This window comes from Actinomadura vinacea, from assembly GCF_039532545.1.
Classification (GTDB): Bacteria; Actinomycetota; Actinomycetes; order Streptosporangiales; family Streptosporangiaceae; genus Spirillospora; species Spirillospora vinacea.
In genome coordinates, this window is record NZ_BAAARW010000045.1 from 45,673 (window position 1) to 56,729 (window position 11,057).

11 protein-coding genes and 1 pseudogene are annotated in these 11,057 nt (G+C 72.1%); 7 read left to right on the plus strand and 5 right to left on the minus strand.

The genetic code is table 11. From position 1 onward, the window contains the following. Nucleotides 1–4: 4 nt before the first annotated feature. The 4 genes from ABD340_RS44975 to ABD340_RS44985 form a co-directional block, all read right to left on the minus strand. Entirely contained in the window at nt 5–1,846 is a 1,842-nt protein-coding gene (locus tag ABD340_RS44975) for a 2-oxoacid:acceptor oxidoreductase subunit alpha (protein ID WP_344597957.1), read from the minus strand. 318 nt (nt 1,847–2,164) lie between these two features. Further along, a complete protein-coding gene (locus ABD340_RS48255) occupies nt 2,165–2,275 on the minus strand; it encodes a putative leader peptide (RefSeq protein WP_425547539.1) in 111 nt (36 codons plus the stop codon). A 145-nt stretch (nt 2,276–2,420) separates the two neighbouring features. After that, entirely contained in the window at nt 2,421–3,635 is a 1,215-nt protein-coding gene (locus ABD340_RS44980) for a hypothetical protein (RefSeq protein ID WP_344597958.1), read from the minus strand. A gap of 296 nt (nt 3,636–3,931) precedes the next feature. Next, on the minus strand, nt 3,932–5,017 hold the full coding sequence (locus tag ABD340_RS44985; protein WP_344597960.1) for a hypothetical protein: 1,086 nt from the start codon (nt 5,015–5,017) through the stop codon (nt 3,932–3,934). 457 nt (nt 5,018–5,474) lie between these two features. Between ABD340_RS44985 and ABD340_RS44990 the strand changes: the two genes are divergently transcribed. The 4 genes from ABD340_RS44990 to ABD340_RS45005 all read left to right on the plus strand — a co-directional run bounded on the left by ABD340_RS44990 (nt 5,475) and on the right by ABD340_RS45005 (nt 8,517). Then, nucleotides 5,475–5,846: an NADH-quinone oxidoreductase subunit A gene (locus ABD340_RS44990; RefSeq protein WP_344597962.1), complete on the plus strand. Its 372-nt coding sequence runs from the start codon at nt 5,475–5,477 to the stop codon at nt 5,844–5,846. A gap of 79 nt (nt 5,847–5,925) precedes the next feature. Beyond that, nucleotides 5,926–6,927 (plus strand): NADH-quinone oxidoreductase subunit B, encoded by a 1,002-nt coding sequence (locus tag ABD340_RS48260; RefSeq protein WP_425547540.1) that lies wholly within the window; start codon nt 5,926–5,928, stop codon nt 6,925–6,927. Then, nucleotides 6,924–7,565: an NADH-quinone oxidoreductase subunit C gene (locus ABD340_RS45000; RefSeq protein ID WP_344597963.1), complete on the plus strand. Its 642-nt coding sequence runs from the start codon at nt 6,924–6,926 to the stop codon at nt 7,563–7,565. The genes ABD340_RS48260 and ABD340_RS45000 overlap by 4 nt, the downstream gene beginning before the upstream one ends. Continuing rightward, nucleotides 7,558–8,517, plus strand: a complete 960-nt coding sequence (locus ABD340_RS45005) for a complex I subunit 1/NuoH family protein (protein ID WP_344597964.1) — start codon at nt 7,558–7,560, stop codon at nt 8,515–8,517. Before ABD340_RS45000 ends, ABD340_RS45005 begins: the two co-directional genes overlap by 8 nt. Nucleotides 8,518–8,532: 15 nt before the next feature. On the opposite strand, the gene ABD340_RS45010 is transcribed toward ABD340_RS45005, so the two are convergent. Then, nucleotides 8,533–9,456: a ComEA family DNA-binding protein gene (locus ABD340_RS45010; RefSeq protein WP_344597965.1), complete on the minus strand. Its 924-nt coding sequence runs from the start codon at nt 9,454–9,456 to the stop codon at nt 8,533–8,535. A 112-nt stretch (nt 9,457–9,568) separates the two neighbouring features. On the opposite strand from ABD340_RS45010, the gene ABD340_RS45015 reads away from it, so the two are divergent. The 3 genes and pseudogenes from ABD340_RS45015 to nuoK form a co-directional block, all read left to right on the plus strand. Beyond that, nucleotides 9,569–10,135, plus strand: a complete 567-nt coding sequence (locus ABD340_RS45015; RefSeq protein WP_344597967.1) for a NuoI/complex I 23 kDa subunit family protein — start codon at nt 9,569–9,571, stop codon at nt 10,133–10,135. Next, on the plus strand, nt 10,132–10,704 hold the full coding sequence (locus ABD340_RS45020) for an NADH-quinone oxidoreductase subunit J family protein (protein WP_344597969.1): 573 nt from the start codon (nt 10,132–10,134) through the stop codon (nt 10,702–10,704). The genes ABD340_RS45015 and ABD340_RS45020 overlap by 4 nt, the downstream gene beginning before the upstream one ends. Further along, nucleotides 10,704–11,006, plus strand: a pseudogene (gene nuoK, locus ABD340_RS45025) (NADH-quinone oxidoreductase subunit NuoK); the annotation flags it as partial. The gene ABD340_RS45020 and the pseudogene nuoK, both read left to right, overlap by 1 nt. Nucleotides 11,007–11,057: the final 51 nt, after the last annotated feature.

Genomic DNA, 11,057 nt, shown 5'->3' on the forward strand with positions numbered 1-11,057 from the left:
GTTGTCACTCACTGTCGATCACATCCCGGATGACGCTTTCCAGCTCCTCGGCCTTGAACGGCAGGCCGCGGACCTGGTTGTAGCCGATCACGTCGACGAGGAACCGGCCGCGCAGCAGCAGCGCCAGCTGGCCGAGGTTGATCTCGGGGACGATGACCTTGTCGTAGGAGCGCAGCACCTGCTCCAGGTTGGCGGGGAAGGGGTTGAGGTGCCGCAGGTGGGCCTGCGCGACCTGGTGCCCGGCGCGCCGCACCCGGCGCGCCGCGGCGGAGATCGCACCGAACGTGCCGCCCCAGCCCATTACCAGCACCCGCGCGGAGCCGGACGGGTCGTCCACCTCCAGCGGCGCGATGTCGCCGGCGATGCCGTCGACCTTGGCCTGGCGGAGCCGGACCATCAGGTCGTGGTTGGACGGGTCGTAGGAGATGTTGCCCGACCCGTCGGCCTTCTCCAGCCCGCCGATCCGGTGCTCCAGCCCGGGCGTGCCCGGGATCGCCCACGGCCGCGCCAGGGTCTGCGGGTCGCGCTTGAACGGCTGGAAGTCCTCCTGGTCCGGTTCGGCGAAACCGGGCTCGATCACCGGCAGCGACGCCACGTCCGGCAGCTTCCACGGCTCGGAGCCGTTGGCCAGGTAGCCGTCCGACAGGAGGATGACCGGGGTGCGGTACTTGACCGCGATCCGGGCCGCCTCCAGGGCCGCGTCGAAGCAGTCCGAGGGCGAGCGCGGCGCGACCACCGGTACCGGGGCCTCGCCGTTGCGGCCGTGCATGGCCTGCAGCAGGTCGGCCTGCTCGGTCTTGGTGGGCAGGCCGGTGGACGGGCCCGCGCGCTGCACGTCGATGACCAGCAGCGGCAGTTCGGTCGCCACGCCCAGCCCGATCGTCTCGCTCTTGAGCGCGAGGCCGGGGCCGGAGGTGGTGGTCACGCCCAGGGATCCGCCGAAGGAGGCGCCCAGCGCGGCGCCGACCGCGGCGATCTCGTCCTCGGCCTGGAAGGTGCGCACCCCGAACCGCTTGTGCTTGGACAGCTCGTGCAGGATGTCCGAGGCCGGCGTGATCGGGTAGGAGCCCAGGTAGATCGGCAGGCCGCTGCGCTCGCTCGCGGCGATCAGGCCGTAGGACAGCGCGACGTTGCCGGTGATGTTGCGGTACAGGCCGGGCTCGTGCTCGGCGGGCTTGATCTCGTACTGCACCGAGAACGCCTCGGTGGTCTCGCCGTAGGACCAGCCGGCCTGGAAGGCGGCGATGTTGGCCTTCATGATCTCGGGCTTGCGCGCGAACTTGCGTTCCAGGAACCCGATCGTGCCCTCGGTCGGCCGGTGGTACAGCCACGAGAGCAGGCCCAGGGCGAACATGTTCTTGGCCCGCTCGGCGTCCTTCTTGCTGATCTCGAAGTCGGCCAGCGCGCCCACCGTCATCGAGGTCAGCGGCAGCGCGTGCACCCGGTACTCGTCCAGCGACCCGTCCTCGACGGGGTTGGCGGCGTAGCCGACCTTGGCCAGGTTGCGCTTGGTGAACTCGTCGGTGTTGACGATCAGGTCGGCGCCGCGGGGCAGGTCCCCGAGGTTGGCCTTGAGCGCGGCCGGGTTCATGGCGACCAGGACGTTGGGCGCGTCGCCGGGGGTCAGGATGTCGTGGTCGGCGAAGTGCAGCTGGAAGCTGGACACGCCGGGCAGCGTGCCGGCCGGGGCGCGGATCTCGGCCGGGAAGTTCGGCAGCGTCGACAAGTCGTTGCCGAACGCGGCCGTCTCCTGGGTGAAGCGATCGCCGGTCAGCTGCATTCCGTCGCCGGAGTCCCCGGCGAAACGGATGATGACGCGGTCGAGTTGCTGGACCTGTTTGGTCACAGAGGAAGACCTCCTCGACGCGCAGCACCCGTCCTGGAGGAGGTACCCAGGATCGTGATGCTACTTAGGCTTACCTTCATGGTATGTCCCGGATGGAACGCTCTTCTCGGGGGAGGGTGGTCTGAGTACACCCGCGGCATCCTGGTCCAACCGACCCCCGGTCGGCTCGGACACCGTTCCACCCGCCATGTGACATCCCTCATCCAGGGAGTCGCGACCCCGTCGCACAATTAGTTACCACTTCAGCGCGGAGGGCACGCCGCTCAGCCGGATTCGGGCAGGTCCTTACCGGTAGTACGACCTAGACGGTTCCCGAGTTCACCGCGAACACAGGCAACTGGCCAGGCGGCACAGGTCGACATGAAGCCGCCGCACGAGCCGTGGAGGGACGGATGGGGAACCGCTGCTCCCCGGTGGCACGAAGTTCACGCCCCGAACTATAGACAGACCGAAAAAGGCCCGGTACAACCGGCCCCGGCGTCCGCGCGGCGGGACGGGCGGACGGACGCGCGGCGGGACGGGCGGACGGACGCGCGGCCGGGTCCCCGGCCCGCGCGTGTCGATCGACTTCCGGTCACGGCTTCGCCGACGGCGCCCCGGATCCGGGTGCTCCGCGCCGCTCCGCGCGCTCGCGGTCGACCAGGCCCACCAGCCGCGCCACGTCCGAGACCGCCACCGCCTCGCCGAGCACGCGGGCGTGCCCCTCGTACGGGTGCGGCCCCGGCACCTCGCGCGCCTGCCGCATCCACGCCCGCCACCCGCGCGAGCTGACCTTGCAGCGCAGCGTCACCTGGCGGCCGGAAGGGACGGCGCCCGCCGCGGTGCACGAGCCCAGCGTCATGCTCTTGGCGGTGATCTTCGCCAGCAGCGCGGCGCGCGCCCCCGCGGGCACCGCCCCCGCCGGGACGGTCATCGTGGCGGGCACGCTGAGGGTGCAGCCGTCCATGTTGTCGTTGCAGTTGATGAAGGACGGCTTGCTCGGCTGGAAGCGCAGCGAAGGGTCGGCGGCCCCGCCCAGCGCCGCCACCCGCGGCCGCATCTCGGTGAACGCCAGCGCCGGGTCGGCCAGCGGGGCCGCGGTGAAGCGCGGATCGCCCTGCCCGGCCGTCTGCACCCGCAGCAGCCGGTATGGCGCGGACGCGGTCAGGAAGTAGTCGGCCTTCGAGGTCTTCACCTTGTAGGCGCGGGTCGTGCCGACGTTCTCGGTCGGCGGGTCGGCGGGCGCCTCGGCCAGCAGTTTCGCGATCGCCTGCGGGGACAGCGCGTCCTGTACGGAGGCGAGGCTCGGGAACGTCGCCGGGAGCCTGGCCCAGCGTCCGGCGAAGGAGGAGGCGCGCGCGGCCTCGCCGCTGTAGGTGCGCCAGAAGGCAGAGCCGCCCTTGACGTAGGTGGAGCCGTCGACCGAGACCAGGGCGCTCTGGACGCCGCCCGCGGTGAGGGTGCCGGTGGCGAGGCCCGATTGGGTCACCTTCAGCATGACCTGGACGGGGCGGCCGCTCACGGTGACCGTCCCGTCGTAGCGGAGCCCTGGGAGGGCGTTGAGTTGCCGTCCCGCCTCCTTGGTCCAGGCGGCGGGGGCGGGCGCGGCGGCGCGGCGCGGCTTCCCGGGCTCGTCCTCGCCGCCGGACAGCACCACGAACGCCACCGCGGCGGCGGTGCCGAGCGCCACCACCGAACCGGCGACGATCAGCAGCTTGCGCCGGGACCTCCCGCCTTTCCCCGGCCGTGGCGGGGCCGGCGGCCCGGCGCCCGGCGGCACGGGCCCGGGCGGCACAGGTCCCGGAGGCACGGGCCCTGGAGGCATGGGCCCGGGCGGCACGGCGCCGGGGGACGACAGGCGCTCGGGGAGCGGGTCCATCGGCGGCGGGTCGGAGGGAGAGGGAGGCTGAGGGCTCGCGAAATGCGACCCTCCGTGTTCAACGCTCACTCGGCGCTCATTCCGCTGACAACCGGCATCACAGACATACAGAGTGCCGGACGATACGCGCCCGCGCAGCAGGACCGCGTATCGTCCGGCACTCCCGATGATCAGTGCACCCGGCCTCCCCCGGGCTCCCGCTCCGGTTCGCCCAGGGCCGGCCCGGCTCACTCAGAGTCGAGGTTGCGCTGCATCGTCTGGATGTCTCCCGAGGTCGCCGCGATCGCCACCGGCGTCGCCGCCACCCACACCCGGCGGGCGTTCTTGCCGTACTTGGCCCAGTCGCCGCCGGAGATCGTGCATTGCACGGACACGTCCGAGATTCCTGTCACAGTGCCGGACGAGTCGCACTCGCCGTACACCCGGCCGCCGCCCTGCTCCGAGGTCAGCCGGAAGTTGACCTTGATGAGCACGGACGACGCGCCGCCCCGCGTGCTCCAGACCTTCACCCGCACGGTGCACGGCTCGCCGCCGCGGTCGCAGGACACGAACTCGGGCTTGGCCGAGTTGCGCGGGGTCTTGCTGGAGTCGAAGGAGTCGGTGAGCTCGCCCATCATCGTGCGCATCTGGCCGATCGACGACTGCGCGGCCGCGGTCGACTGGACGGTGACGTCCGCGGAGACCCGCGGCGAACTGGCGCTCTCGTACCGCAGCAGCTCCGGCTGCTCGTCGTTGTCGCTGAGGTAGAAGGTGGAGAGGCTGCTGCCGATCTTGTACGCCTTGCGCCCCTGGACGGTCGTCTCGGTCTCCTTGATGTTGTACCGGCTCGACTGCCGCAGCTCCGTCGCGAGCGCCTCGGGGGTGAGGTCACGGTCGAAGTCCAGGGTGAGATCGGTGTTGTCGATCATGCCCCACTGGTCGCCGTCCTTGAGGAAGCGGTTGGACGACAGCGCGCTCACCTTGGTCTGCCAGTAGCTCTTGGGCGCCTTGACGAACAGCTTCTGGTCGGCCGACAGCATGGTCACGCTGTTGCCGTCCCAGGTGACCTGGCCGCCGGCGCGCCCACCGCGCGTCACGGTCAGCTCGCCCTGCAAGCTGTCGGAACCGGCGCTGAAGGAGCCCTTGAGCTTGAGGGCGCGCGCCGTGGACAGCGAATTGGCCGCGGCGGTCAGCCGCTCCGCGGGCGTCTTGCCGCTGTTGGCGATCACCACGACGACGACCACCACGATCAGCAGCACCACGACCAGGCCGCCGCCGAGCAGGATCGCGATCAGCGCGCCGCTGCCACCGCGCTTGGGCGGCGGCATGCCCATGCCCATCCCGGGCGGTCCGGGCGGCCCGACCGGGGCACCGGGCGGCGGCGGGTAGAACGGCGGCGGGGTGCCGGGCCCGGGGTAGCCCTCGGCGCCCGGAGCGCCCGGCGCCGGAGGGATGCCCGGAGGCGGCGGCGGGGCGCCAGGCGGCGGCGGAGCGGCCGGAGGCGGCGCGCCCGGCCCGCCCGGAGCACCCGGTGCCCCGGGCTCGCCCCCGCCCGGTCCCGCGGGGGGTGGAGGAGGCCACGACGACCCGCCAGGTGGTTCCCAACCCGGCGGAGGCGGAGGGTTGCTCATCCGGTCACGTCCTTCCAGGTCAATTGCCCCCAATAGTTATCTAGTCTGACAGCAAAGACGGACAAAACGTTTGAGAGGTTCGGGCGAGATCGCGACGTTCACGATCTCGTGATCTCAGGGATACTTGACTTCCGGCGCCGGGAGGCTCAGGGAGGCGGTTGTGGCCGACTATTTCGACGGATATGTCGTCGTTGTTGCGTTGATCCTGGTCGGTGGCGGGATCGTCGGCGGGGGGCTCGCCGCCAACCGCATGCTCCGCCCGCACCGCCCCACCGCCGAGAAGCTCACCACCTACGAGTGCGGCGTCGATCCGGTCGGCAGCGGGTGGGCCCAGTCGTACGTGCGCTACTACGTCTTCGCCTACCTGTACGTGGTGTTCGCCGTCGACGCGGTGTTCCTCTTCCCCTGGGCCACGGTCTTCGCCGCGCCCGGCTACGGCATGACCACCCTCGGCGAGATGTTCGTCTTCCTGGGCTTCCTCGCGACCGGACTGCTCTATGCGGGCAAAAAGGGTGTTCTGTCGTGGGTCTGAGGCTCGGCCGCACCGGCCCGCGGCTGTAAGAATGCTCTTGTGACCACCACCGGAGCGAGCCGATGAGCGGAGCGAGCCGATGAGCGCGGTGGACCTGCCCCCGCCCAGCGTCGGGCCGCTGTCCCGGCTTGCCCCCAAACCGGTGAAGTTCGTGCTCAACTGGGGCCGCCGGTACTCCCTCTGGGTCTTCAACTTCGGCCTGGCCTGCTGCGCGATCGAGTTCATCGCCACCTCGATGAGCCGGCACGACTTCATCCGGCTCGGCGTGATCCCGTTCGCGCCCGGCCCCCGGCAGGCCGACCTGATGGTGGTGTCGGGCACGGTCAGCGACAAGATGGCCCCGGCCGTCCGGCGGCTGTACGAGCAGATGCCCGAGCCGAAGTACGTGATCTCCTTCGGGGCCTGCTCCAACTGCGGCGGCCCCTACTGGGACTCCTACTGCGTCACCAAGGGCGTCGACCAGATCGTCCCGGTGGACGTGTACGTGCCCGGCTGCCCGCCCCGTCCCGAGGCCCTGCTGCACGGCATCGTCCGACTGCAGGAGAAGATCGCGGGCGAGTCGCTGGGGGACCGTTACAACGGCGGCGGCGAGCCTGTCACGCCGCCACCCGCGCCGCGTCCGCTTTCGGCCACGGTTCTGCGCAGGCCACTGCAGCCTCCACCGCCCCAGAACGACATCCCGGCCCTTGGCCTCACCCCCGTCCCGGACGAGGAACCCCCCTCACCGCCCACCGCGACCTCCGGACCCGCCGCTGAACCGGAAACCGCGCCGGACACCGCACCGGACACCGCACCGGACACCGAAGGGGCCGCCGAGCCGAGGGCGGCCGGCGATGACCAGAACCGTCCGGGCGGCCCCGCCCATGCGACCCAGCCGGTCACCCCTGTCGAGGAGCCCGCGCCGTCCGGAACGCCGGACGAACCAGGGCCCGAGGCGGCCGCTGAGCCGGACGTCGGGCCCGGGCGCGCCGGCGGTGCCGCGCGGCCCCGGCGGCCGAGGTCCGCCGACCACGACCCCTCGATCATCCCCGGCCTGGCCGACGACGAGCCCGACGACCAGATCGGACGGGCCGGCCGGTGAGCGAGCGCGAGACCGGCGCCGGAGACGCGAGCCCGCAAGACGCAAGCCCTGAAGAAGCGAACCTCGAAGAAGCGGGCCCTGAAGACGTGGGCGCGGTGCTGACGGCGGCGTGGGAGCGGCGCTTCGGCGAGGACGTCAGCATGGAGGAGACCTTCGGCGGCCTCGCCGTCGGGGTGCCGTCCGACCTGTGGCTGGAGGCGCTCGCCTTCGCCCGCGACGACCTTTCCTGCGGCTTCTTCGACTGGCTGACCGGCGTGGACGAGCTCGACGAAGGGTTCGCGGTCGTCGTGCACCTCTACTCCCTGGAACGGCGCCACCACCTGCTGATCCGCACCCGCGTCCCGCGCGCGGAGCCGGTGCTGCCGACGGCGACCGGCGTCTACCGGGGCGCGAACTGGCACGAGCGGGAGACGTTCGAGATGTTCGGGGTGGTCTTCGAGGGCCACCCGAACCTCGAACCGCTGCTGCTGCCGGACGGCTTCGAAGGGCATCCGCTGCGCAAGGAGTTCGTCCTGGCCGCGCGGGTCGCCAAGGCGTGGCCCGGCGCGAAGGAGCCCGGCGAGTCCGCCGGCGGGGCGCCGAGCCGCCGCCGGGTCCGGCCGCCCGGAGTGCCCGACGACTGGGGGCCCAATGCTTGAAGCCGTCGTCAAGCTCGCGCTGGTCGCGGCCGCGTTCGCGCTGCTGCCGCTGCTGGTGGGGCAGGCCGAGCACAAGGTCATGGCGCACATGCAGGGCCGGCTCGGCCCCATGTACGCGGGCGGCTTCCACGGCTGGGCGCAGCTGGTCGCCGACGGGGTGAAGTTCGCGCAGAAGGAGGACGTCGTCCCGCTGGCCGCCGACCGCCGGGTGTTCAAGCTGGCCCCGGCGGTGGCGCTGGTTCCGTACCTGCTGGTGCTGCTGGTGATCCCGGTCGGGCCGGACGGCCAGGTCGCGCTGGAGCTCGGGCTCGGGCTGTTCTTCGCGCTGGCCGTGATGGGCGTCGGCGTGATCGGCGCGATCATGGCGGGCTGGGCCAGCGCCAACAAGTACGCGCTGCTGGGCGGGATGCGGGTCGCGGCGCAGCTGATGTCGTACGAGCTGCCGCTGGTGTTCGCGGCCTCGTCGGTCGCGATGGCGGCCGGGACGCTGTCGCTGAGCGGGATCGTCGAGGAGTGGCGCTGGTGGTGGCTGCCCTGGCAGGCGGTCGGCGCGGTGGTGTTCTTCGTGGCGGGGCTGGCCGAGCTGCGCCGCCCGCCGTTCGACATGCCGGTGGCCGACTCGGAGATCATCTTCGGCCCGTACACCGAGTACGGCGGGCTGCGGTTCGCGCTGTTCATCCTGGCCGAGTACGCGGGCATCGTGGTGCTGAGCGCGCTGACCGCGGTGCTGTTCCTGGGCGGGTGGAAGGGCCCGTTCCTGGACGCCGAGCTGGGCTGGCTGTGGACGCTGCTGAAGACGTTCGCGCTGGCGTTCGTGGTGATCTGGCTGCGGGTCAGCTACCCGCGCATGCGCGAGGACCAGCTCCAGAGGCTGGCGTGGGCGTGGCTGGTGCCGCTGTCGCTGGCGCAGCTGGCGCTGACCGGCGTCGTCAAGGTCGCGATCGAGAGCTGATCCCCGGGCGGACGGTCAGGGCAGGAAGATCGCGTACTCGGACAGCTGGGGCAGCAGCGACGGGGGCAGGTCGACGTCCACGGCCAGTTCCTCGGCCGAGATGAAGCCGCCCTGCTCGTCCCGGTGCCGCACGATCCGCTCGATCAGCTCCTCGGTCAGGCCGGGGAGCAGGGCCAGGGTTGCCGCCGGGGCGTGGTTGACGTCGATCAGCCCGCCGTCGTCGTAGCCGCGCGGCAGGTCGGGCCGTCCGATCCGCAGCTCGTGCGCCAGCGCCGGATCCTCGGTGACCAGCGCGCGCGCCTCGTCCCGCAGCGTCCGGCGGTACTGGGCGAGCTTGACGGCGTGCTCGTTGCGGCGGCTGTGCGGGGAGGCGCGCGGGAACACCGACGGCCGCACCGCGAACGCGTGCGCGGTGCCGCCCAGCCACAGCACCAACATCATGATCATGCCCATCACGGGGAGGCCGATGCCCCCCGAGACCATCGCCACCATCGCGGCCGACAGGACGACGCCGTACCCGGCCGCGGTCGCGCCGAGGCCCGCCGAACGGTTCCGCAGCGCCGCGAACATGAAGGAGAAGGGGGTGCCGTAGCCGAAGGTGAGGAGCGGGACCAGCGACCAGAGGATGCCGCGCGGCACGCCGGGCGTGATGGGGAGCTGGCTCGGCAGGGAGGGCGGCATGGGCGGGACCGGCGGGACCGGGAGCCCCGGCCGCCAGCCCGGCGTCATCGGCGGCCGGCCGGGGATGGAACCGGGGTGGGGGTGCGGCGGGCGCCGGAACGGCCCGGTCGGATGCCCCGCCCCCGGACCAGGGCCCGGACCCGGACCCGGACCCGCGCCCGGCCCTGGAGCGTGGCCGGGCGGCTGGGACGGCGGCCGGTGCCGAGGCTCGCCCTGGTCACGTTCCTTGTCGGGAGGACCGTCCACGTTGTGGTCCACGTCCCCTCCTCACCGTTGGACGAGTGATCGGCACGGCCGGTCACGTCTGGTCTGACGAACGCGGGGGCTGCCACGTTCCCCCGCGGCCGTTAGTACGGAATCATGGTGACCCGTGGGACGGCTACCAGGAGGCGGACTGGCCAAGGGGCTGGCGGTCACGTTGCGGACGATGACCCGGCGCTCCATCACGCGACAGTACCCGGAGGTGCAACCGGACCTGCCCCCGCGCAGCCGGGGGGTGATCGCGCTCTTCGAGGAGAACTGCACGGTGTGCATGCTGTGCGCACGCGAGTGTCCCGACTGGTGCATCTACATCGACTCACACAAGGAGACGCTGCCCGCCGAGGGCGGCGGCCGGGCGCGCACCCGCAACGTGCTGGACCGGTTCGCGATCGACTTCGCGCTGTGCATGTACTGCGGGATCTGCATCGAGGTCTGCCCGTTCGACGCGCTGTTCTGGTCGCCGGAGTTCGAGTACGCCGAGTACGACATCGCCGAGCTGACCCACGAGAAGGATCGGCTGCGCGAGTGGATGTGGACGGTCCCGCCGCCGCAGGCGCACGATCCCGGCGCCGAGCCGCCCAAGGAGGTGTCGGCCGCGGAGAAGGCCGCGGCGCGCCCCGCCCGCGGCGGCGCGGGGGGCGGCCCGCGGGGCGGTGCCCGGGGAGGGCCCGCATGACCGGGCAGGAGATCGTCTTCGCGCTGCTCGGGGTGGTGACCGTCGGGTCGGCGATCCTGGTGGTGACGACGCGGCAGCTGGTGCACGCGGCGCTGTGGCTGGTGGTGTCGTTCGGCGCGCTGGCCGGGGGCTACCTGGTGCTCACGGCCGAGTTCGTCGCCTGGGTGCAGGTGCTGATCTACGTCGGCGCGGTGGTCGTGCTGCTGCTGTTCGGGATCATGCTGACCCGGGCGCCGATCGGGGAGTCGGCCGAGCTGGACTCGGGCAACCGGTGGGCGGCGCTGGCGGTCGCGGGGGCGACCGCCGCGGTGCTGGTGACGGTGATGGTGATGGGCTTCGGCGACGCCTCGATACGGCTGCGCGCGGGCGGCGGGTCGGCGGAGGCGCTGGGCGCGGGCGTGTTCCGCACGTGGGTGCTGCCGTTCGAGGTGCTGTCGGTGCTGCTGCTGGCCTCGCTGGTCGGCGCCATCGTGCTGTCCCGCTCCGACATAGGCCCGGACGCCCCCGACGACGCCGACACCGACGCCGACGCCGACGCCGACGCGGGCGCCGGGGAGGGCGAGCGCTGATGCATCTCGCGTACCCGACGGTGGTGTCCGCGCTGCTGTTCTCCGTGGGCGTTTACGGCGTGCTGGCACGCCGCAACGCCATCCTCGTCCTGATGTCGGTCGAGCTGATGCTGAACGCCGTCAACCTCAACCTGGTGGCGTTCGACGTGTGGCTGCGCGACCGGTTGCACGGCGGCCAGGTGCTGACGCTGTTCACGATCGTGATCGCGGCGGCCGAGGTCGGGCTGGGGCTGGCGATCGTGCTGCTGGTGTTCCGCAACCGCCGGATGATCGAGGTGGACCGGCTGCGGACGCTGGCCGAGGACGGCACCGTCCCGGCCCTCGCGGGGTCCGGGCCGGAACGCGAGTCCGGC

Excerpts from the sequence above, each read along its gene's own strand:
- ABD340_RS44985 (WP_344597960.1), bottom strand. The coding sequence starts at position 5,017 with ATGGGCATGCCGCCGCCCAAGCGCGGTGGCAGCGGCGCGCTGATCGCG.
- ABD340_RS48260 (WP_425547540.1), top strand. The coding sequence starts at position 5,926 with ATGAGCGCGGTGGACCTGCCCCCGCCCAGCGTCGGGCCGCTGTCCCGG.
- ABD340_RS45005 (WP_344597964.1), top strand. The coding sequence starts at position 7,558 with ATGCTTGAAGCCGTCGTCAAGCTCGCGCTGGTCGCGGCCGCGTTCGCG.
- ABD340_RS45020 (WP_344597969.1), top strand. The coding sequence starts at position 10,132 with ATGACCGGGCAGGAGATCGTCTTCGCGCTGCTCGGGGTGGTGACCGTC.